This is a genomic window from Bacillus sp. UMB0728 (assembly GCF_002858875.1).
Lineage (GTDB): Bacteria > Bacillota > Bacilli > Bacillales > Cytobacillaceae > Bacillus_AB > Bacillus_AB infantis.
Map to the genome: position 1 here is coordinate 140,863 of NZ_PKLA01000003.1, position 20,577 is coordinate 161,439.

General features: G+C 35.1%; 27 protein-coding genes. All 27 read right to left on the reverse strand.

The genetic code is table 11. The features are described 5' to 3' along the window. Positions 1 to 186 precede the first annotated feature (186 nt). Positions 187 to 570 carry a hypothetical protein gene (locus CYJ37_RS28085; protein ID WP_441296444.1) on the reverse strand — a complete coding sequence of 128 codons (384 nt, stop codon included), beginning with the start codon at positions 568 to 570 and terminating at the stop codon, positions 187 to 189. A 186-nt stretch (positions 571 to 756) separates the two neighbouring features. Then, on the reverse strand, positions 757 to 1,446 hold the full coding sequence (locus CYJ37_RS11560) for a hypothetical protein (RefSeq protein WP_101549847.1): 690 nt from the start codon (positions 1,444 to 1,446) through the stop codon (positions 757 to 759). 1 nt (position 1,447) lies between these two features. Next, positions 1,448 to 1,804 carry a 3D domain-containing protein gene (locus tag CYJ37_RS11565; protein WP_101549848.1) on the reverse strand — a complete coding sequence of 119 codons (357 nt, stop codon included), beginning with the start codon at positions 1,802 to 1,804 and terminating at the stop codon, positions 1,448 to 1,450. 7 nt (positions 1,805 to 1,811) lie between these two features. Next, entirely contained in the window at positions 1,812 to 2,123 is a 312-nt protein-coding gene (locus CYJ37_RS11570) for a hypothetical protein (protein WP_101549850.1), read from the reverse strand. A gap of 182 nt (positions 2,124 to 2,305) precedes the next feature. Continuing rightward, entirely contained in the window at positions 2,306 to 6,247 is a 3,942-nt protein-coding gene (locus CYJ37_RS11575; RefSeq protein ID WP_101549852.1) for a PHP domain-containing protein, read from the reverse strand. A 56-nt stretch (positions 6,248 to 6,303) separates the two neighbouring features. Continuing rightward, positions 6,304 to 8,010, reverse strand: a complete 1,707-nt coding sequence (locus CYJ37_RS11580; RefSeq protein ID WP_101549854.1) for a DHH family phosphoesterase — start codon at positions 8,008 to 8,010, stop codon at positions 6,304 to 6,306. Next, the gene (locus CYJ37_RS11585) at positions 8,007 to 9,122 is read right to left on the reverse strand and encodes a hypothetical protein (protein ID WP_101549855.1); all 1,116 of its coding nucleotides are present in this window, start codon (positions 9,120 to 9,122) and stop codon (positions 8,007 to 8,009) included. The genes CYJ37_RS11580 and CYJ37_RS11585 overlap by 4 nt, the downstream gene beginning before the upstream one ends. Positions 9,123 to 9,136: 14 nt before the next feature. Further along, the gene (locus CYJ37_RS11590) at positions 9,137 to 10,684 is read right to left on the reverse strand and encodes a replicative DNA helicase (protein WP_101549857.1); all 1,548 of its coding nucleotides are present in this window, start codon (positions 10,682 to 10,684) and stop codon (positions 9,137 to 9,139) included. Positions 10,685 to 10,703: 19 nt separating this feature from the next. Continuing rightward, positions 10,704 to 11,171 (reverse strand): hypothetical protein, encoded by a 468-nt coding sequence (locus CYJ37_RS11595; RefSeq protein ID WP_101549859.1) that lies wholly within the window; start codon positions 11,169 to 11,171, stop codon positions 10,704 to 10,706. Positions 11,172 to 11,227: 56 nt separating this feature from the next. Continuing rightward, positions 11,228 to 12,205: an ATP-binding protein gene (locus CYJ37_RS11600; protein WP_101549861.1), complete on the reverse strand. Its 978-nt coding sequence runs from the start codon at positions 12,203 to 12,205 to the stop codon at positions 11,228 to 11,230. 99 nt (positions 12,206 to 12,304) lie between these two features. Next, positions 12,305 to 13,222, reverse strand: coding sequence for a hypothetical protein (locus tag CYJ37_RS11605; RefSeq protein WP_101549863.1), 918 nt, complete (start codon positions 13,220 to 13,222; stop codon positions 12,305 to 12,307). Positions 13,223 to 13,252: 30 nt separating this feature from the next. Next, positions 13,253 to 13,609, reverse strand: coding sequence for a hypothetical protein (locus CYJ37_RS11610; RefSeq protein WP_101549866.1), 357 nt, complete (start codon positions 13,607 to 13,609; stop codon positions 13,253 to 13,255). Between the two features lie 292 nt (positions 13,610 to 13,901). Then, a complete protein-coding gene (locus tag CYJ37_RS11615) occupies positions 13,902 to 14,111 on the reverse strand; it encodes a hypothetical protein (protein WP_101549868.1) in 210 nt (69 codons plus the stop codon). A 1-nt stretch (position 14,112) separates the two neighbouring features. After that, entirely contained in the window at positions 14,113 to 14,481 is a 369-nt protein-coding gene (locus tag CYJ37_RS11620) for a hypothetical protein (RefSeq protein WP_101549870.1), read from the reverse strand. 224 nt (positions 14,482 to 14,705) lie between these two features. Further along, on the reverse strand, positions 14,706 to 15,326 hold the full coding sequence (locus CYJ37_RS11625) for a DUF4230 domain-containing protein (protein WP_101549872.1): 621 nt from the start codon (positions 15,324 to 15,326) through the stop codon (positions 14,706 to 14,708). 15 nt (positions 15,327 to 15,341) lie between these two features. After that, positions 15,342 to 16,055: an HNH endonuclease gene (locus CYJ37_RS11630; RefSeq protein WP_101549874.1), complete on the reverse strand. Its 714-nt coding sequence runs from the start codon at positions 16,053 to 16,055 to the stop codon at positions 15,342 to 15,344. Positions 16,056 to 16,091: 36 nt separating this feature from the next. Continuing rightward, positions 16,092 to 16,649 carry a hypothetical protein gene (locus CYJ37_RS11635; protein ID WP_101549876.1) on the reverse strand — a complete coding sequence of 186 codons (558 nt, stop codon included), beginning with the start codon at positions 16,647 to 16,649 and terminating at the stop codon, positions 16,092 to 16,094. Positions 16,650 to 16,691: 42 nt separating this feature from the next. Further along, positions 16,692 to 16,868 (reverse strand): hypothetical protein, encoded by a 177-nt coding sequence (locus CYJ37_RS27155; protein ID WP_180827320.1) that lies wholly within the window; start codon positions 16,866 to 16,868, stop codon positions 16,692 to 16,694. A gap of 205 nt (positions 16,869 to 17,073) precedes the next feature. Continuing rightward, entirely contained in the window at positions 17,074 to 17,475 is a 402-nt protein-coding gene (locus CYJ37_RS11640) for a hypothetical protein (RefSeq protein WP_101549878.1), read from the reverse strand. A 50-nt stretch (positions 17,476 to 17,525) separates the two neighbouring features. Next, positions 17,526 to 17,720 carry a hypothetical protein gene (locus CYJ37_RS11645; protein ID WP_101549880.1) on the reverse strand — a complete coding sequence of 65 codons (195 nt, stop codon included), beginning with the start codon at positions 17,718 to 17,720 and terminating at the stop codon, positions 17,526 to 17,528. Between the two features lie 67 nt (positions 17,721 to 17,787). Continuing rightward, positions 17,788 to 18,027, reverse strand: a complete 240-nt coding sequence (locus CYJ37_RS11650) for a hypothetical protein (protein WP_142385261.1) — start codon at positions 18,025 to 18,027, stop codon at positions 17,788 to 17,790. A 6-nt stretch (positions 18,028 to 18,033) separates the two neighbouring features. Further along, on the reverse strand, positions 18,034 to 18,348 hold the full coding sequence (locus CYJ37_RS11655; RefSeq protein ID WP_101549883.1) for a hypothetical protein: 315 nt from the start codon (positions 18,346 to 18,348) through the stop codon (positions 18,034 to 18,036). A gap of 166 nt (positions 18,349 to 18,514) precedes the next feature. After that, positions 18,515 to 19,204, reverse strand: a complete 690-nt coding sequence (locus CYJ37_RS11660; RefSeq protein ID WP_101550570.1) for a DNA-methyltransferase — start codon at positions 19,202 to 19,204, stop codon at positions 18,515 to 18,517. Positions 19,205 to 19,418: 214 nt separating this feature from the next. Then, the gene (locus CYJ37_RS11665; protein ID WP_101549885.1) at positions 19,419 to 19,700 is read right to left on the reverse strand and encodes a hypothetical protein; all 282 of its coding nucleotides are present in this window, start codon (positions 19,698 to 19,700) and stop codon (positions 19,419 to 19,421) included. 44 nt (positions 19,701 to 19,744) lie between these two features. After that, on the reverse strand, positions 19,745 to 19,987 hold the full coding sequence (locus CYJ37_RS11670) for a helix-turn-helix domain-containing protein (RefSeq protein WP_219620055.1): 243 nt from the start codon (positions 19,985 to 19,987) through the stop codon (positions 19,745 to 19,747). Between the two features lie 50 nt (positions 19,988 to 20,037). Further along, positions 20,038 to 20,361 carry a hypothetical protein gene (locus tag CYJ37_RS11675; RefSeq protein WP_101549887.1) on the reverse strand — a complete coding sequence of 108 codons (324 nt, stop codon included), beginning with the start codon at positions 20,359 to 20,361 and terminating at the stop codon, positions 20,038 to 20,040. Then, positions 20,348 to 20,503, reverse strand: a complete 156-nt coding sequence (locus tag CYJ37_RS27160; RefSeq protein ID WP_180827321.1) for a hypothetical protein — start codon at positions 20,501 to 20,503, stop codon at positions 20,348 to 20,350. The genes CYJ37_RS11675 and CYJ37_RS27160 overlap by 14 nt, the downstream gene beginning before the upstream one ends. Positions 20,504 to 20,577: the final 74 nt, after the last annotated feature.

Below are 20,577 nucleotides of genomic sequence, written 5' to 3' on the forward strand. Positions count from 1 at the left end.
GCCTCCTGCAAGAATCTGTACAAAAATATGAAGGGTTATCATAATTTCTACCACATAGAGTCCACGCTTTTTCTTTTGAAACTTTGTCGCTACAAGTTCTACACTCTACTTTTATAACCATTAAGTTCATCTCCTTCTTTATTCGTATTTTGAATTAACTCCGCATGAAAGAGTTGTTAGATTCGATTATTTTATGTACGCTTTCCCATCCTTAAACCAAACCACATCAGCCTCTGCAACTTTTTCACCTGTCACCTTATTAATAAATGAATCCAGTGTATACGGATCATAATAAAGCTCAGTCATTTCTCCTTTATCCACTTCACATTCACCTGCATATGTAGCACTCAAAAAGGCATGGACATTTTTCCTCTTATCTTTAATGACTCGTTGCCTACCACCTTCACTAACTTTGCAGACAACATCAGTTACCTTAAATGAATCCCCATGTGCGACAACTAATCCAGATTTCTTATCTTTAATAGAGAATAACTTGCCTTTATTTAGATTCCGGTATACTTCAACTTTCTGTCCTTGTTCAAGAGAGCGTTCATTAATTAAGTTGATTATGAGAAATCACCTCCTGTATTCCTCTTATAAGCACTCCAACTACAATTATCAAACAGGCTGATATCTGACCCATAAAACCATTGGTAATAGTAGTTGAAACTCACTGTGTCTAAGACGTAATCTATGTATTTAAATATGGGTATCACCTTCCTATTTGGTTAAATCAATTACTTTATTTTAATGCATTTAATTATTTTGCATTCGTTCACCAAGTAAGCCATAGCCTGAAATGTCCGAATAAGGACTTTCGTTCATTTTATCTGCCTTTGGATTGCTAAAAATGCGGTTCTGTTTGTCGATAATTCTAACCTGAAGCAAGATGTGATCCAGTAACTCTTCCGGTATGGTATATGTATTGTTATCATTCTTATAATCTTGTAAGAATACTTTCATTAATTGACTTGCTTTACTCACGGAATCTCCATAAGCTGCTTGTTTTGTATCCACTAACTTTCCTAACTCATGTGCTCTGCTCTCAAAGTAGCCTACTTTCTCTTCACTCATCTGTCCATCCCCTTTATCAATTTTCCTTATAGCTTCAATCCCAACTACTACATGACTTCCATCATTAAACTCAATTTCAACTTGACCATGAAAGAAATCCGTTTTGCTGATTATAACTTCCTCATTTGCTAGTACATAGATGACTTTATCTCCGGTACTGATATCTAACATCTCCTCTGGGATAGCTTGAATCTCTCGTTGTTTGACTTTGGTTTCTTCTCCGTTTTCCAGTTTAATCAAGTAATCATTCAAATAGTCTGTAGGTAAGAGATGAATGATTGTCGCCTTTTCCCCTCTTTCCTTAATTAAATCCTTCGCATCACTCACGAGCACGACTTCCTGACCAATACTAAACGTGTAGTCCTTGACCACTTTACTTGCCTCCTTTACCTTCTCTCATCACTGTTAAGGTAACTAATTGTCTTCCATTTCTTTTTGCTACAGTTTTATTTTCAACTAACAAGTCGATAATTGACCCCTTTATTGCTCCACCCGTGTCTGCAGCATAAGCTAAAAACACTTCATTCTTAGTCTCTACTCTCACAATTGAATGCAAGGGAATTACCTTTGGATCAACTGCTATTACACGGTATCCTTGATAATGGATTGTGTTTTTTACATTCACCCCTAACGCAGTGACTCCAGTACAGCCAGTATCACAAAAAGCAGTGTAGCTGGTCATTTCAACGTATAGCTTACGAGCAGAGGATTCTTCACCTCTACTCACCATTTGAGTTCTAGGGCTTCTCCTTACTTCTCTTTTTTGCCTCTGCCAATTCTTTTTGAAGCTTAATTACTTTTTGTTCACTTTCTTTTATTAGATTATTTAACTTAACTTCTTGCTCTTCATATGTATTAATTTCACCTTGCTGCTTTTCAATCAAGCTACTTTTCTCGAAAACTTCATCTTTCAGTGCTACATTGACCTTTATTAACTGGTTAACCTGCTGATCTAATCCATCAACCTCTTTCTTGAATTGGTATCCGGTTACTAAGTTAGAAGCCAATAGTGCTGTGACGACTCCTGTGTATACATATTGCTTCTTCATAATGTACGCTTATCGGGGAAGATAAGCTCATCACCTCTCTTTGTTAGTTTATTTTATATTAACTTATTTTGTATTGAATTACAACCCTTTTATCCACTATTTTCAGTAAATATTTAATTTAGAATAAAAGTTTACTTTCATAGGAAAATATGAGTCTTGAAAGCCTTATATATCAACGTTTCTTAGGCTTCCTTTCTCTCCGTTTGAAGATAAAGATTACCATCTTGATCAATCTCCTGTATTAATGCTACTGTATGCTGATAGATTGAATTCTTGTACTTACGTGGAACAAATTTATTCCCCCTTCTGAATCCAGTTACAAGCAGCTTATTTCCTCTTGTGAACCATGAAGGCTCAATTACTTCCTTCTTTTCCTTACTGATTGGTCGGGAAATCTGCTTATTATAATGCGAGAAAGCTCCAGCATAAAACTTAACTGTGACTACTCCATCAGTCGTTAGCAGTGTTACCTGATGTTTATTTTTATCCTTATCCAGTACTGTCCCTACAATCCGATTCAACTGGAACTCCTGACGAGGAATACCCCTTGACACATATTCATTAGTCACTACAGGTTTCTCAGGTAACTCAAAGAAGTTGCTTAAGTCATACTTTTCTTTATTGGTGTGAGCCAATTCATGATCATGGTAGTAGAATGACAGTGAATCCATTTCCCATTTGCTAATCGACTCATTTCCTACTTCATTCCATGCTTCCTCAAATAGCTGGTTATTTACATAGGAAAGTGTATCTTCGTTACTTAGCCAAAGTTTAAAATCTTCCAGCTTCTTATCATATTCTTTGATGAATCTTTTCTCAGAGATGATTAGTTTACCATCTTCAATCTTCTCAATACAATCCTCAGTAAAATGCTGCTCAAAGAATTGCTGAGAAATATCATCAAGGATGAACAGTCTGTCTTTTGGTTTCTTGATGACTTCAAAAACATACTGTGATATATACTTCTTATACTTAAAGAAGCGAACATTTAAGCTATATTCTTCTGGTATCAGATCCTTCTCGATAAGCATGTTCATGTTCTGCATATTCAACTGTTTCTTAGGTTCAAAAGTATGGCTTATAAAATGCTTCATCATTTCTTTTCTGCTACCAAATGAGTCAAAACATCCACCTTTAATAAGTTGTAGCATCTGCCCATTTTTAATTATCTTTGTATCAAACATTCTAACTAAGAAATCATCAAAGGAGCTATATGGACGGTGTTCAATGATTGTATGTACAACTTCATCACCAATACCATTCATACCCTTCAACCCAAAGATAATCTGGTCATTATCTAAATCGGGAATGAAACCAAACTTCGCTTTATTTATATCCGGTAAAGATACTTTTACTCCCCTTTGACGAATGTTACCAATGGCTGCAGCTATCTTTCCATAGTCGGTTGACTTGTTCTTATGATCTTCCTCAATGGTTTCTAACTCAGTACTTCCAGCATTCACTGATAAACATGCAGTCTGCCAAAATAGAGGATTATATTTATAGTTCAAATTGATTTCCTGTATGGCAACCAAACTATATGCAAGAGTGTGAAGGACGCTAAAACTGTATCCGAGCTGCCTCTTTATTTGAACATTCCATACGTAGTTCAGGATTTCCTCTCTATTACCAAGTTTCTTTCCGTTCTCAAAAAATTTCTTCTCAACTTCTGTAAGAGCATCTTTTGATTTCTTAGCAATAGCCTTTCGTAGTTTATTTGCTATTTCAACATCAAAACCAGCAATTCTCTCATCCATTGAGAGCAACATGACTGATTCCTGTGTATCAGCAACACCATTTAATTTCAATAAGTGTTCCTCTAATACCTTCACCTCAGCAGGATTAAGGTCATAGTTATCCATTTCCTTATACCAAAGAGAGATATCATTTTTGTATTTAATGAAGGTGTCAATTGGCTGTTCCTCACCATCAGACATTAATCGCATTAGAGAGTTAGCAGCAGCTGTTTCCAATAGATTACTTGGCTTAACCTTCTTCGTTGTCTCCATACCTATCTCTGTTGAAAACTGGAATAAGTCAAGAATTTCTCCACTTCCTAGCATATTGTAAATTTCACTATTAGTCTTTTCAATATTGTCTGGATGCAAGTAATGGTTAAATGTCTGTCTTAGATTCTTAACCCACTCTATTTCTTTGTGCTCAATTAGCATGTCTAATGCTGCTCTAATTTTATCTAGAGCCTCAATCGTTAAAAGATCGAATTTGACGTTCCCTACTGCTTCGCAATCACCTAGATTAAATTGAGTTATTGGATCACCGTTGGGAGCTTTCATCATTGCATTAGATTTATAATATTCTTCATTGAAAATTATAATCCCACTTGCATGAATACTCCTCTTATTCACTAACCCTTCAATCTTTAATGCTGTCTCCTTTAGATGTGGATACTTTTCAACCTCTCGAATAAATTCCTTAACAGGTTTTCTGTCTTCCTCTTCATTTCCAAAGAAGCAGTCAGAAAGTGTCCAGTTCTGTCCTCGTTCAAAAGGAATCATTCCACTTAGATATAGAGAAATGTCACTATCTATCCCCAATCCCCTACAAGCTGTCTGGAGTGCAGACTTACTTTTCTCCGTACCAAATGTACAAACTTGAAGCACCTTATCGCTTCCAAAGTGGTCAATAAGGGCTTTAATTATCTGAGGTCTTTTACTTCCCTCTGAATCTACATCTATATCAGGAATGTCTGGACGTGATCGATGTAGATGCCGCCAGTGAGGTAGTTCAATATTGTACTCCAAGGGATTAACCTGAGTAATACCTAGAAGGTAATTAATCAAGAATCCTGCTGCAGAACCTCTTCCAGAACCAACTAGAGAATTACCACCACATTCATCATTCCATATGATATTGATAATCTCTCTTACAGTAATGTAATAGGAAGTCATAGCTTGATTGAGTTTAACGCTAATCTCCCATAGTTCTTCTAACTCCATATTTATTCGATTAAGTATGAGATGAAACTTTTCCTTTGTTAATGCATTGTAAGGAATATTTTCATCGAACCCATCTTCCAGAAGTTTAATCATATATCTGTCCTGCTCATTATCTGAGAAAGCCATTTTCTTTATGTATTCGTATTTGTCATAGGCAGGTTTAAACATATGTCTCAAATCAAAGTCCGGTAAATCAATCTTCGGGATAATTGGATCATGTTCAATTGTGTAATCCTCAATCATTTCACCAATTAATAAAGTGTTCTCCAGTGCTTCCCTTACAATTTCTCTGTCGATATAATTCATTCGCTCAAAGATTTCATCTTCCGTTTGAAGGAAACAAGCTTCATAAAATGAATCGACTTCTCTTTCCCCTTCCTTGGAGTTAAGAAATGCTTTGTGAACAACTCTATCTTCAGGTCTTAAATAGTGTGTATCTGTAGCTATTATTCGTTTAAGACCATAATGATCAGCAATTGGAATGAGCTTTTTGTTAACATAGACTTGCTCTTCTGACAGTGCTGGCTGTAACTCAATGAAGAAACTATCCTTGCCGAAAACATCAATACACCATAGAATAAACTCATTCAGCTTTTGTCGGTGAAAATTAGCAGCTTCAATATCTCCTCGCTCTTCTGCATTCTTAATTTCAAGTAAGTGGATGGAACTTTCTGAGCCAAGACAAGCTGTAGTAGCAATCAATTGATTATGATTCTCTTTCGCTATTCTTGCTAACTCTGACTTAACTGTTGGTGTTCTTTCCATTATCCCGGTATAAAAGGAATTTTCCCATGCTTTACTGCTTAGGAAACGTAACATTTCATGACCTTTTTTAGACTTACTGATTAGGATGAAGTGTGGAAACTTAGTCACGCCTGATTTGTAATTGTCTCTTGTTTCTTCAAGTGAATCGACAAGATAAATTTCATTACCTAGTATTAGCTTGAAGTCATTAGGAATCTTACCTTTTTCTTTCAACTCCCTGGTTTTCTTTATTGCTTCAATGTGGCTAGAGACAGATTCATGATCAGTAATAGCTATTCCCTTGTAGTTGTTCTGGGAAGCAGTTAAGATAAGTTCCTTTACATCGTTAGTACAATCAAGAAGTCTAAGATTGCTCCCTTTGGCGGTATGATTGTGACAAGAAATAAAACACAAAGTAAACATCACCTCTCTTTATTATATAATTAATTATATTAAATTATTTTGTCTTAATCAAGACTTTAAAACAATATTTGTTTCTTTTTTACTTGGGTCACTGCATAATCCTCTATGACAATTTGAGACTTTGTTTCCCCATTCCATTCATTCACAGAGCATTTTCCAACAACATCAAGAACCAGTCTTTCTCCATGATCCTTTAAAGCAATCCATTCAGACTCACTACTAAAGAATTTTATATACTCAATACCTTTGCTTTCAAATTTAAGTGTCTTAGTTGTTTTACCGTTTAAATAAATCTCATCCCGATTCACTTCAACATCTTTTATTGCTAATAGTGGCTCATCCAATTGATGCCCCCATAAATCTTGATGCTTATGTATATCTTTAATAAATTGTTTCTTTAGCTGCTTTGAAGAAATGATAAAGTCAACATCATGTAGGCTTGTATCAGTCTCTATATCTTTAAGTAATTCATTTATCTTCTCATTTGCTTCAATCAGTTTTTCTGGTTTAATCTGCAAACCTGCTGCATTTGCATGACCTTCAACAAAGTCAAACAGTTTTAACTTCTGTAGAAAGAGTTTAAGATCCTTCAGCTCCCCTTTATCATAACCCCTTATAGAGCCTGTCACAACTTCCTTCTCAGTGTTGTACCTGACTAATAAAGTACCTCTTTTGTATTTGTCTTTCAGTTTATTTGCAACAAGTCCAGTAAGGTTTTTATCTAGTATATTAGTAACATCAACTATGAGAAGTTTGTTTTGAAGCAAATTTTTCCCTTCAATTTTTTCTTCAATTAATTCGACACCCTTATCCCTTAGCTTTCCTTGTCTATTCTTAATGTTACCCAAAAGCCTAGCAGTGTTTACTTCAATTGGCTCATATATGTCTTTCCTCTTGTAATAAATAGTTTCATCAGATCCTAACAGTGCTTTCATCATCTGCGTCTTTTCTTCCATAGTACCAACACGTATACAGGCATTCATTAGTGGGTTAATGTAAAACTCAGTAGACTTAATATTGACTATTCCTTTAGTTGAGAATGTCTGTTTGTCGTATAGGGCTTTGAGAAGTTTATTCTTTATTTTCTTTAACCCTTTATCTACGTAATATCTCGTTTCTGGTATTCTCATATCTTGTGAATCTGCTATATTGCCAATCGCCACTAAATCTAAATAGTTGTCAGCCATTTTTAAATTAAGTCTTTCATCTAATGCCTTACAGAATTTATAGGTGATGCCAACGCCTGAGAATTGCTTGTTGTGATATTCGGGAGATAGTTGACTGTTTACCACAATAGCATCCTCTGAATCTCTATCGCAGTCATGATGATCTAATACAATAACATCTATTCCTTTTTCTTTTAGTGTCTTGTGCTCTTTAAATTGATTACTCCCTGCATCAGGTATAATTACCAAATCAGCATCATCTGGAATAGTTTTAAGGATAATTCCGTGCTCTTTGCCTTCATGAAGCCTCCACACTAAATTTATTGTAGGGTAAGCTTTTTTTAAGTAGTCAATCAAAGTGGCTGCTGATGTATAGCCATCGGGATCACTATCGGTCTGAACAAATACTTTGCTCCCCTTCTTAACATGCCCCAATAAGCAATCGACTGCTCTATCCATATTCCTCAACTTGCTCCAATGAATAGTATCCTTCTCACTAATGTTGAAAAAGGATTGAATATCTTCAATCCCTCTGTTTCTCAATACTGTTTCAATTGGCTCTAAAATGTTGTTCTTACCAATCAATTCATACTTCATATCTCCACTCCTTCATTTGTGCCAATTTCATACTTACATTTCATCAACTCTTCTAGAACTTCTCTGCCCCTGTCACAAGGACTGTCTTTATAATCAAGAACATCGAAGTCATCCCAAACTATATATGTCCTTACATAGGGTGTGAATTTATTAGCAAACCTCAAAAGGTTCGTCTGGTAACTTTCTATAGCAGCTTCATATTTCTCATCACTTTCATTCTCTTTCTGTTTCCTAAACTTATCCAAGCAGATAATCACCTCTTCTATCCCTAGCGAAAGTAATATATCCCGATGAAAGTTAGTTATTTGACTAGAGCATGTAGCCACTGAAAAATTATCATCCCCATAAAAGTCCTCACATTTTAAAACTGACTTCTCTGCCTCGAATATAACCACCTTTTTGAGTTTCTTTATAGTCTCTTTTGTCTTATGTAACCCATAAAGGTTGAACATCGTTTGATGGTTATATAGTTTATTTTGTATTGTGAGTGGCATATACTTCTTTCCTGCCTCTATATCCTCTTCTCTCATCGCTCTTCCCCTAATTCCAACTAAGCGATTATTTAAATCATAATGAGGAATCACAATTCTTTCTTCTCTTATGTAATAGGAGATATTAAACTTTTCATGAGTGTCGTATGATATACCCTCGTTTAACCATTCTTCATGAGGAAGGTGTAAAAATACATCCATTACTTTTGAACTCTGCTCTGGCAATTCTGGGATCGCTTTTTCTTTCTTCTTATAACGGTTCAGCATATCCCAATCGTCAACAATGTCATTTTTTGAATTGCTTACTACTGCTGAGAAACCAAATGTCTTTCCCGTTAAAGTGGCAACATACTGAACAGCTTGAGGGAATGATAAAGTGTAACCTTGTTCCTTTTTAGCTCTGATTACAACTTCAAATATATCCATATTAGTTGAGCAATCAGTATAGCAGTGAAATGACTTTGAATCGTGATAATAGTAGAGCTTATGTTTATGTCCCCCATGACAAACAGTTTGGAACTGATTGCCTTGAAGTGGATCTTTACTGCCTAAATCCTTTAATATCTTATGTATTTCTTCTTCGCTAAGGCTTTCTTTAATCCTATCCTTATCAAATTGCAATAGGGTTTCACCCCTTAAAAATCATATTTCTTGGCTGCATCTGGTTTAACTTTTGGTTTCACAATAAGTTTTTTGATATTAATAACTTCATTGTCAGTATTAGTCACAAATAGGTCAGTGACTCGCATGTTACCCATGTCAATATGTGAAAACACTTTAGCTTTGTCTACACGATTTCCACGGTTTTTAAAAATGTGGGTTACAAAGTTTGGCTCCTTATGGAATCCATTCTTCAATATTTCCTCAATATCTTTCTTTTCCATTTTACTTATTGGCAGGATAATCATTGCTCCATCTGCCTTATCAATGATACTTTTACCGCCTCTTATGTATGTAGAATCAATAATAGCTCCCTTACTCCAAGCTTCTTTCCACTCACCGTTTAACTGGGTCGCACTCATCAGGTATACAAAGTACTTATTGCAGATGTCTTTTAACCGGATAGACATTAAAAGGAGTATCTGATCCTCTCTAAGACTGATTCCACTATCTTTAGCCATTTCAGCAAACACTTTAACAGAACTGTGTATGTAATCAAAGTAAATATATTCGACACCATTAATTACAACATTTTTTTCAATGGTCTGTTCAATATCTTTAATGTTAAAGTTAGGTAACTGTTCAAACCATATAGGTGAGCTTTCTAATACCTCTGCTGCCTTTTCTACAAGCACTCTTTCCTCTTCGGTCAAGTCATTGTATAGAATCTTCTCTTCATTAACACCACTTATGTAAGCAATAGCAATGGTTTGCAGCTCCTCGAAAAGCATCTCAGTAGAAATAACTGTAGTCTTTTCGTTGAAGTCATTTTCAACCCATTCCTTCTTTTTTAAATCGTAGATATGTGTAGCACTTAATCGACAAGCATCAGCTACCATGTGCCTTGTTTTACCGCCACCAGTAATACTACTCCTAATGTAATACTTCTTCTTCCTAGATCCTCTAAATACAGAAGTAAGCATCTCACTGTTTAAAGGTACTCCAATGTCAGGTGATTCCCTTAGACGCTTTAAAAGGTCACTAACACCTTCTCCAGCTTGAATTCCTTGGCTTTCACCATTAGTCTTAAACTTATCCTTAACCTCGATAATTTTAGTTTCATAAACCCTCAGAATGTCTTCAATGCTTAGTTTATCAAATACTTCCTGCATCTTTTCCTTTTCTTTAGGATCAATAATGGAATCATCGTATAAGTCCTTAACATTGAACCCTAATCCATCCATTTCCCTAATAAGGCTGAACTTCTTAAGACGCTTGTAGTAATAGTCAAAGTTACCTTCTTCAGCAATTTCTTGTATTCTAGTGATGTATTCAATTCCATCATTATTGTTGAAGATAGCATATTGAATATCATAGTCTTTCAGAAAGCCATCAATGGTTATTTCATTAATAACTTCTGTTCCATCTTCCCTAAGATTGTAAATTGCAGAGTAAATGATCTTGTGGAATTTCTCAGGGAAGTCATCGTTTGTTAATTCATACTTACTGGAATCTGCAAGCAACAAAGGGTTTTTAATTGCACTCCCCAATACCTGCATAATTGCCATCTTATCTTGATACATTCAATCTTTGCCTCCTCTGTTAGATAGCAGCAATATCAATTTTCTTTGATTTTCTTCTTTCTGTGTTTGGATTAATGTAAACAGTCACCTCTTTACTCTCCAAGTTTTCTATTGAGTTTGCTATTCGTTGCTGTTTTAAATAGTGATTCTTCGCTTCTTCATAAACAAAAGGAATTATTCCAATCCCGTCACCTTCTCTGGGCTTATTATCGAGGATTTCATAGAAGTATTTGAGTGATAATTCCATACCCTTTAGTTTATAGTTCTGCTGTTCTTGAAACTCTTTAATTTGCTTAAACATCATTCCAGTGGGAGCGTCAATATCATACAACTCACAAATGTAAGTAATTAATTCATTTCTGTGATCTGCTTCTCTTCTCCATGTTTCAAAGCATTCCGGATGGTAATATCTCTTCTTAAATTCAAAGGAATCGTCTTTATTTAGCTTAGTTTCGCAATAGGGGCATTTCACTTGTCGTGCAGCCACATTATCACCTCTTTAAAAGAAAAGGGAGTAAGCTAACCTACTCCCCTATCTAATTATTAAATTAAGTCTTTTAAATCATCAAGAATTACAGCCAGTACTTCAATTTGACTTTTCTTAGCATCTGAAACCTTCTTACCTTTGCCCAAGTGTTTCTCAATAACATCGACAACATCTTGCAGTTTTTCATCATCTTCTTCAACAATCTTTGTTCCTAAGTCGTTAATTTCCTCAACCAGTTTATCAAAATCTAATTTCTCGGATTCATAGGATTCTTTTTGAACATCATATGTAACCGCAGTAATACCTTCAGCTTCTTCTTGGCGTTCAATGCCTTCAATAATAATCTTCTCTAAGGCTTCAGCAGTAAATTCTTCAAGATGTGTATCCATGTAATCGAATTTTGTCCTAGCAAAGAATTCCTCAGTTTCAGCAAACCACGCAGACGACTTAATAACCTTACCTTCCTCATTAACACCATTACTAGTCAAGTAAGCAACTACATCAGAGTTGTCAATTATAGGTGTGATTGAACGCTTATCCCCTTTTGGAACAATTTTCCCTGTTTTTGTTTCCTCAGCGTGTGCGATAAATGCTAGCGTATAACCAGCGCCAAGTAGTTTATCCAGCTCTGTCCAATACTCTGATTCATACTCCTTCCAAAGTCCATATCCATTATTTCCATCACCGATTGATTCAACTCCGTGTTTCTTACAGAGATAGTCTTGGCAATACAGGGCAGAAGTATAAACTTCATCAAAGATAATAGTCTGATAAAGCTCTTTGGCTTTCTCTAGGTTTTTAGGATCAGTTAGCTGTTTATTAATCTTCTTAAAGTCGCTCCACTTATTAATTGGTAAGAAAGGGATACCACTGATTGCACGGATCCCCTTTTCAAACCCGAGATAAAAAGGCTTGTTCATGCGAGTTGCTTGCTTAGTTTTACCTAAGTTGTTGCTTCCGTAAATAGTGATAACCTTACCTTCAAGACCTTTTGCTACTACTGATACTTGCGGATTAAAAATATCAAATGACATATATGTAATTCCTCCAATTTATTATTTATGGAGAGGGTTATTACACCCTCTCTAATTTAGTTGATTACGTTTAATTATGTGTAATTGTTTTGTCTACTATCAGAAAGGAAGCTCTACCTTCTTCTTAGCAGGAGCATCTTTTTTCTCAGAAGATGCCTTAGATCCGAATCCAGTTTTCTTATCTTCTTTCTTAGGTTCTTTTTCTTTATTTTTCATTTCTTCAAGATAAGTTTCCCTTTCGACCATTGCTGCTTGAATCTGTTCAACTGTGTAAGCTTTTGCATCGTCCTCTTCGTATGGATCAACTCCACCGTTAACAAGGTACTCACGAACAGTATTATATGTAACTTTTTCTTTGTCTTTACCAAATGCCGCTTTCTCTAGAACTACTTTTTTCTCTTTGAAGTTTACAATGTTACCAAATACCTTTGTTGTAGAACCCACTTCGTAATTATCTTGAACGTACTCTGCACCTTCTTCAGATACAACAAACTCAAATGGAATTACTCTGCCACCAAAGACTGGGATAATCGCTTTGATCTTTGCACGACCTGTTTCCTCATCATCTTTCATTTCTGGGACTACTGATTTAACAAAAATCTCAACTTCAAATTCTGCTTTAGGTTCAAACGCATCTCCTGCAGAAAGACGGTTAAAGAAGTTAGATGACAGCTGAGGGAAAGAACGAAGCATACCATCTTCACCATAATATTCATTCACACCAATTTTACCTTGATTGATACGGACTTTATCAGCTTCATCTCGTCCATGTGATGCTACTGACTTATATTCCTCAATTACTGTATTGTAACCTTTAGCAATTCCATTGTCTGATCCGTCTTTCTTCTTGTATTGGGACATACCGTGGACAGTATGGATTTCATTTTCTGCTACTTCAATATCCAACTCAATGCTTAGTCCCTTTCCACTCTTCCATTCTTGGTGACGTACTTCCAGAAGCAGTCCCTCAATTACTACGTTATTTGCTGCTTCCCTTAGTGTCTTTTGTTCAGTCATTATAAATTCCTCCATTATTTTAAGTTTATTTTATGATACTCTATTACTCTTCTTTTTCTTGCTAAATTTACAATCTGTAATGCCCAATTCCTTGTTCAACTCTATGTATCTCTTCTTAGGAAAATCCCAGTCATCAGGACGTTCCCGGTAATCCTTATGATTTACTACCTCAATCACCTTACCGAACCTGACTGTGATATCAAGGTTTCCGTATGAGTATTTGAGTCCTTTCCACGTTAAGGCAATTCTCTCTGGTGCACTTTCCTTCACCAGCCGCACATTGCGAGTTAATTTCTTCAATGCCTCATCTGTGCTGATCTTGTTGTTTCCCTTAACTGTTTCCTTGTACTGCTGTAATGCCTTCTGTGTTGCCTTGAGAAGCTTCACTGTTCTCACCCCTTTCGTTATCCGATATATTTATATTAACTTATTTTGTATTAAAGGTCAACAGTATTAGTTTATTTTTTATTAAATTATTTTATCTTTATTTTTTGGACAGCCAAACAGCGTACAACACTTGCCGAATAGCTCGTGCTTGGGTGTTGCCATACGAATATGACGCAGGGTTACTGGTTTGCTATCTCTCCTACTACTTTTTCGGATAAATTCATCATTTTATTCTATAATTACCTTTGAAAACACTAGCATTCAAGAGCATTCGGGAGTATTTAAGAGCTAATTATTCTCCAGTCACGCCTTCTTCAAAACCACGTTCATAAGCCTTATTAAGTAATTTCTCAACCTCTTCAACTGATACAATATGTAATAACTCATTAAGTTCAGATTCATTTAATCCTCCCTTCTGGTCAAGCCTATGATATACAAGTCTCCCTAATTCACGAAGCATCTTATAGTTAGAGTTACATAGCTTTTGAGTTTCTAGGATCATTTCACACCTCATCTTTACCTTTGAAGTATGCTGCTGTATATCTCTTATCCTTACTCCAAACTAGAACATAGGGGAATCTGTGATTTGCTTGTTCAAAGTTAGAGTACCTGAATGGATGCTTCAGTGACTCCTTTAAAGCTAACCTCTTTAAGCTTTTCATTAGATGCGGATGTTCTTCTGACCAGCTCTTATTTTCCTTCTCAACTCGCTTTTGAAACCACTCATAGTTATTACTTACAATGTTAGAAACACTAAAACACGCTTCAATTGTATGTATTCTAGATCCTGTAATAGTTGCCTTATATGCTGGTAATACAGTAAATGCAGGAACACATTCACCATTGTTAATATTGAAATACAGTACCCTCATTCATTAACCTCCTTTTCAGATAAAGTTTACATTTTATTTAGTTATTTTCCTGTAAAGTAGATAAGCAATATATACATATATTAATGGTACAAAGTTAACAACCAATGAAATGACAGCAATAGAGGTTATATTGAGTGTTACAAAGGCAGTCAATAATATTAACAACAATACTCCGATTCCTAAAGCAAGGACGATTAATAAATTTTTCAATCTTTCACCTCCATCTACTCAAATACGACACTCTTAATCATTGGTAGCATACTCAACAGCTCTCCAACATGCTCCTGATTAAACAATTCAGCTTGCTTCAATATTTCTTTATTACTCATCAATTCATCTCTGACATTCTTCTCTACAGCCTTGTAAAACTGCTTCTCTTCCTGTTCATTCATTGCTAACCGGAAGAAGCCATTAGATTTATCGAACTGTATGTCATCAAATGGAATCTCCAGACTGATCAACTTTGGTTCACCAAGCTTCATGTATACAATACCTGTCTCATTATCTATGTAATTAATTTTTATTGAACTTGAATCCAATCCCATTTTATACTTACCTTTAATATGTATTTCAGTATGTCTGTCACCAAGTAAAGCCTTATCAATATCCGTATAAGTCTGATCAATACTCTGCTGCATAGATACTATTTCTGACTTCGATTGCAACTTGCTCAGAATCATCTGTTCAGTAATTATGTAATGAGTCTCATTTAATTCTTCTTTAGGCACAATCTTCACTGGATGAACTGATTGTGAAGTGTAGCCTTTTACTGTGTTTAGCACTATGAATAGAGTAAGAACAATTATTAAGGACTTAAGAAGAAATTTAAGGTATGTAAATTTCATTCGTTATCTCCTTAGTTATTTAGAATCCAAACAAAGCAGAAAATCCCCACTAAGCCATTTTGACACAATCTCTTGATTAGATGGTTTTATATCGTATAACTGATAGAAATCGTGAACATCTCTGTCCCTTTTCTTCACATTACACGTCTTACATGCAGGAACATTATTACTTAGATCATTAGCTCCATTAGGATCAACATGATCCATGTGTAACTGTTGCTCGTGGATGAGATAGTGCTCCTTCTCGGTTAAATTACAATAGGCACATGAATAATTAAAATACTCTTTACACTTTTTCTTTTCTTCATTAGATATCTCATGTGACTTGTGCATTCTTCTATACAAATTATAGTTGTTTATTTTCTCTTTATTGTTCCTTCGCCAACTCCTTCTTAATTCTTTAGCATGTTCAGGATTCTCTAACTCCCACACTTTCTTATGGTGCTCATAAATTTCTTTGTTTTCTTTAACCCAAGCTTTCAGATACTCTTTATATTCCTCATGATTACTTAGTTGTCGATTCCGACTACGTATAATACTACAAGATTTACATTGAGGCTTTAATCCATCAATACTATTTTTATTATTGTTGTAGAAGTATTCCTCATTTGATGGAAACCATTTGTCACAGTCAGTACAAACCTTGTGATCAACGCCTGAAATTAGTTTATGGGTTTCATTATATTTCTTTTGTTTTCTAATCTTCTTTCTCTGTTCTTTTTCTTCCAAAGATAATTTTTTGTGCAGAATAAATCCTCCTTTTCGTTAGTTTGTTTCCTCTTTATGGGCTACTTTATTCCAATCAAATGATTCAAGTATCTTCAACAGCCTTTCAACCTTTGGTGCTCTCCATGCTGTCATTGCATATGTATGTGCTTTTGGTGAGTAGTGATAATGATTTAACTCTAGGTGTCTCTTAGCTTCTGCTTTAGTGAGGAACATTGTATTCTGTCTTACGTACTCTTCTTCTTTTGCAAAGCAACTGGAGAAGTACCCATCTTCGTTTAAATTGTCCTCAACATACTCCCATAGTTCATCAAGATTCCCATTTTCATTTGACAATAAATTCTTTAACTCATCATCGTTTTCAATATCTTCTTCGTAATATTCTTCAAGGAAATCTTTTAAGTCTATAAAAGTATTAAATTCTACATGATCTCCATCATTGAAGAAGTATTGAGTGTCACCATTATCATAGTCTGGATTACCGGGCACAGTCCTATAATCCATTATTGCCCAGAATCTTGGTGTAGCTTGCCCATCAATTTCCTGTGTGAGTAACTCTTGTTGTAAATCTTTTAGAAACTGAATATCCTCATTCATTAAATCTCCTCCTTATTTCACATGAAATATACCATTTATAACCTACAGATATGCCCCTTCTCTATGCCTCTGTGAGTAACTTCTGAAGTGTTTAATGAAAATATGTCCTGTAGCTTCTTTATTCCATCCCTTACTCAACATTTCTTTTTCGTGTCTTTCAGCTTCTTTTTGACTTTCGTATTGATACTCTACTACTGTTTTCCTACCTAAAACCTTCATCAATTCTCCTCCTTATTTCCCAATCAAACTCAACTTTCAGAGTGAATTACATCTTCGTATAGTTCACTTCTTCGTTCCGCATTTCCAGCAATAGAAACCCTGTCTTTCATAACAATCACACTTTGTTTCGTTGTTCATTTTAATCCCCTCTCTGTTACGCTACATGTGTCAAACCTTCAGGAGAGGAGTCACCCTCTCCACTGGATCAATTACCGTTAAAAGCTGCGTCTATATCTGCCTTATATCGAGTCAATACACTCTGTTTAATTTTTTCGATTTCCTGCTCCAATGCCTTATATTCAGGTGAATCAGCCAATCCATTGAGTTTCATCTGATAGTATTCTTCCAAAAGCCTTTCAAGTTCTGCTTTCTGAGCATCTACCTCAACCTGCAACGAATCCTTCATAATTTCATTAATGTCCTCATCTGTACCGGATAACAATTCATCCCTCTTCTTAGCAGCAGCTCCACCGATCTGTTTGGTTGCATCAAGTTTCAATGTAGATTGCCAATCTGTATTTGCTCCTACAGCACCTCCAGCAACAAATACTCCTGCGATTATTGATGCTGTTACTGCGTTACGTTTAAAGTTTTTCTTCTTGAACATTTATTTTCCACCTTTATGTATAATTGTTTTTTATTATGTGACTATGTATCTTACAATTTAGCTTTCTTAACTATGGTAACCACTGCCATACCCATTAATGTACCGTAGAAGAGCAGTAAGGCGATTGTGCCGAGTATACCTGCGAATGATGAAGTGTCTGAGATGGATTGAAATATCTGAGTGAAGAAGTATGTAATGGCTATGGTTGCAAATCCAATGAGGAATGTTATGATCAATTTGTTCATTTACTCACCACCTTTATTTGTTTATATAATTATATTAGATTGTTTTGTATTAGATTGCAAGTATTATTTATAACTTATTTAAAAATAAAATTCCTTTTACTGCCGCAACCATTGCTACTATGTAGACAGTAATCCCGGTAACAATGGCGACTTTGCTACCAACATATTTAGTCAACTTATCTTCAAAGAGACTGACTGTGTAAAAGAATAAATAGATCAGTCCACCGATAATCAAGAATATGTGCAACGGGAAGCAATTACTACCATAACATCCTCCTAAAGTCAGCCAAGAAAAGTTGGTAAGCATTTTTCATCAAGCCCCTTTGTAATGACAAAGACACATTTCATCTTCTGGGCAGATAATTCCCTTACAAATCCAGCAAATTTCTCCGTTCTGATCATCTAATTCAGTGCTACAACTAAAACAATGTGTATTCCTGTTAGCTGCTTTATATACCCGAAGAAAATCTTCAGTCTTCATTCGACTCGGTTCACCGAATACACTTCCATTTACATACTCCAAATAAGTTATTAACCCATCTATTTCATCATTAAATACCTGAGTAATTTTCACTTTATGTATTTTAAGGTCAGATCCTGTATAGATAAAGACATCTCCACTTTTCATAATTGCACCTCATTAAATAGAATAGGTTAATTATAACTTAAAGTAATGGGATTGGAATAGTTTTCCTACAAAAGACTGCTTTTATAGGAAAAAGATTGTGAAATACACTTATTAAATGTTGCTATATATGCATTTTAATCTTCGTTATTTCACAAACTTATTTACATTAAATTATTTTATTTATTCTTTCTGTTGACTGTTTAAAATATGTATTATCCAACTCAAATCCTATGTATTTTCTATTTGTATTTATTGCTGCAATAGCTGTTGTTCCAGATCCCATACAATTATCTAGAACAATGTCGCCTTCATTGGTATATGTCTTAATGAGATATTCAAATAAAGCTACAGGCTTCTGTGTTGGATGAATGGCTTCCTTCTGCTTATCCATCGCAAACACTTGAACACTTCTTGGGTATCTTTCGGTACTATCATATGTATTAGGTATGTAATCATTATAGTTTGTAGACAACTTGCTATTTTTTCTATGTTCCACTTTACTTACTTTTCGTTCATGCCCTGTTGTTTTTTGAGGATTGTATGTTGGTAATTTCTTATAAAATACTAATATATTTTCATGCGCTTTCATCGGCATTTTCTTGGCATTTAGATGACCAGTGGCATTTGTTTTTTCCCATATCCATTCGTATTTAAGTAATTTAAGATTACTATTACCTAGAACTTTGTCAAAAGGTGTCTGAGCAGTTAAGACAATTGCACCGTTATCCTTTATAATTCGCTCGTATTGTTCCCATAGTCTATCTAGTGAAATTATTGAATCCCATTTATTACGAGTTGTGCCATAAGGCAAGTCACATAGTATCATGTCAATTGAATTGTCAGGAACTCTTTTCATTCCTTCAAGACAATCTTCGTTATAGATTTTATTTAATTCAATCAATATATCAATCTCCTTTCTCAAAGCAATTATTTGTCTTTATCATTTGTGGCTATCAGATATAATCCAAACAGTGCGATCAACCCTCCGAAAGCCAAGAAACACTCAAGGAAAAATTTAATCATCATTTTATATTCTCCTGTATAATTATCTCTCCTTTAAAATATCGTTTTTATTTAGATACCAACTCATATGTTTGCTTAAATATATCTTTTTTACAGGAATATACCTCACCCTGAACCCCTTTAATGACATAATCTCCACCATTACATCTCATGATGCCTTCTAATGTTTCAATCTCACAGTAAGCTTCTTCAATAGAATAACGGTTATAGTCACAATTAAATAGCCAGATATTATTACAAGAAACTTCCTCCATAAACCAATCTGGCATAGGATCTACATAAAATTTAAAAGCTTCGACTTCAACCGGTTTCTTTCTATATATGGTCATAAATTATCTCCTCACTTTGTCTGCAAGGAAGCATTCCCACTCCCTCACAGACTAACACTATTCCTCTTCCACTCTTCCCATTGATCACTAAATTCAATTATCAGTTTCTCCAACTTGACTACATTCTCCTCAGAAGGATTTATAGCCCCGTCTTCCCATCTCTGGACAGTATAAGTACTTACCCCTAACAAAGCTGCAAACTCAGCCTGACTTAATCTCTCCTGCTTCCTATACTTCCTTATTGGACAGTTAGCTTTCCATTCCAACAACATCTTCTTAAAACTCATCCTAATCACTCCTTAATGGGGAATGATACAGTATATGTTGTGGTGGTTGTTTAGTTTCCAAGAACATGCTGTATTAAGTTTTTTCTTCTTATTAAACTGGTAAACCATTCTTTATCCCCTGTCTGCAGAGATAAATCAATTAAACTGTAAATATCAGCAAGCATACTTTTAACCTCATTTAAGTCAATTGTAGCCTTGTAGTAAGCAACGGGATAACCTTCCTTCTCGTTCTTTAGGAAAGTCTGCTTAGTTATCTTTCGTTTAACTCCCCACATATTTAAATCAGTCAGGTATACTTGCTTATAATATTCTTCAATCCCCAGATCCTCATTAACTTCACAGATGTATTTAACCTTTTGCTTAGATAAGTTCACAGCATTTCTCCACCTTTACATAACATTTTTCACAATACAATTCACCTTCATTATCAACTACTGCAGTCCAGCAATATGGACATTTATGTTCGGCAACCTCATTATTTATTAGATTGTTTATTATTGATTCGAACCTGTTCATGTACTATCTCCCTCTCGCTCTTGATAGTACATAGTATGTGGTTGTGGTGTATGTGGTGTTATATGCTGCGTAAA

Excerpts from the sequence above, each read along its gene's own strand:
- CYJ37_RS11565 (WP_101549848.1), bottom strand. The coding sequence starts at position 1,804 with ATGGTGAGTAGAGGTGAAGAATCCTCTGCTCGTAAGCTATACGTTGAA.
- CYJ37_RS11570 (WP_101549850.1), bottom strand. The coding sequence starts at position 2,123 with ATGAAGAAGCAATATGTATACACAGGAGTCGTCACAGCACTATTGGCT.
- CYJ37_RS11575 (WP_101549852.1), bottom strand. The coding sequence starts at position 6,247 with ATGTTTACTTTGTGTTTTATTTCTTGTCACAATCATACCGCCAAAGGG.
- CYJ37_RS11580 (WP_101549854.1), bottom strand. The coding sequence starts at position 8,010 with ATGAAGTATGAATTGATTGGTAAGAACAACATTTTAGAGCCAATTGAA.
- CYJ37_RS11590 (WP_101549857.1), bottom strand. The coding sequence starts at position 10,684 with ATGTATCAAGATAAGATGGCAATTATGCAGGTATTGGGGAGTGCAATT.
- CYJ37_RS11600 (WP_101549861.1), bottom strand. The coding sequence starts at position 12,205 with ATGTCATTTGATATTTTTAATCCGCAAGTATCAGTAGTAGCAAAAGGT.
- CYJ37_RS11605 (WP_101549863.1), bottom strand. The coding sequence starts at position 13,222 with ATGACTGAACAAAAGACACTAAGGGAAGCAGCAAATAACGTAGTAATT.
- CYJ37_RS11615 (WP_101549868.1), bottom strand. The coding sequence starts at position 14,111 with ATGATCCTAGAAACTCAAAAGCTATGTAACTCTAACTATAAGATGCTT.
- CYJ37_RS11620 (WP_101549870.1), bottom strand. The coding sequence starts at position 14,481 with ATGAGGGTACTGTATTTCAATATTAACAATGGTGAATGTGTTCCTGCA.
- CYJ37_RS11625 (WP_101549872.1), bottom strand. The coding sequence starts at position 15,326 with ATGAAATTTACATACCTTAAATTTCTTCTTAAGTCCTTAATAATTGTT.
- CYJ37_RS11635 (WP_101549876.1), bottom strand. The coding sequence starts at position 16,649 with ATGAATGAGGATATTCAGTTTCTAAAAGATTTACAACAAGAGTTACTC.
- CYJ37_RS27155 (WP_180827320.1), bottom strand. The coding sequence starts at position 16,868 with ATGAAGGTTTTAGGTAGGAAAACAGTAGTAGAGTATCAATACGAAAGT.
- CYJ37_RS11640 (WP_101549878.1), bottom strand. The coding sequence starts at position 17,475 with ATGTTCAAGAAGAAAAACTTTAAACGTAACGCAGTAACAGCATCAATA.
- CYJ37_RS11645 (WP_101549880.1), bottom strand. The coding sequence starts at position 17,720 with ATGAACAAATTGATCATAACATTCCTCATTGGATTTGCAACCATAGCC.
- CYJ37_RS11650 (WP_142385261.1), bottom strand. The coding sequence starts at position 18,027 with ATGCTTACCAACTTTTCTTGGCTGACTTTAGGAGGATGTTATGGTAGT.
- CYJ37_RS11655 (WP_101549883.1), bottom strand. The coding sequence starts at position 18,348 with ATGAAAAGTGGAGATGTCTTTATCTATACAGGATCTGACCTTAAAATA.
- CYJ37_RS11660 (WP_101550570.1), bottom strand. The coding sequence starts at position 19,204 with ATGAAAAGAGTTCCTGACAATTCAATTGACATGATACTATGTGACTTG.
- CYJ37_RS11665 (WP_101549885.1), bottom strand. The coding sequence starts at position 19,700 with ATGACCATATATAGAAAGAAACCGGTTGAAGTCGAAGCTTTTAAATTT.
- CYJ37_RS11670 (WP_219620055.1), bottom strand. The coding sequence starts at position 19,987 with ATGAGTTTTAAGAAGATGTTGTTGGAATGGAAAGCTAACTGTCCAATA.
- CYJ37_RS27160 (WP_180827321.1), bottom strand. The coding sequence starts at position 20,503 with ATGAACAGGTTCGAATCAATAATAAACAATCTAATAAATAATGAGGTT.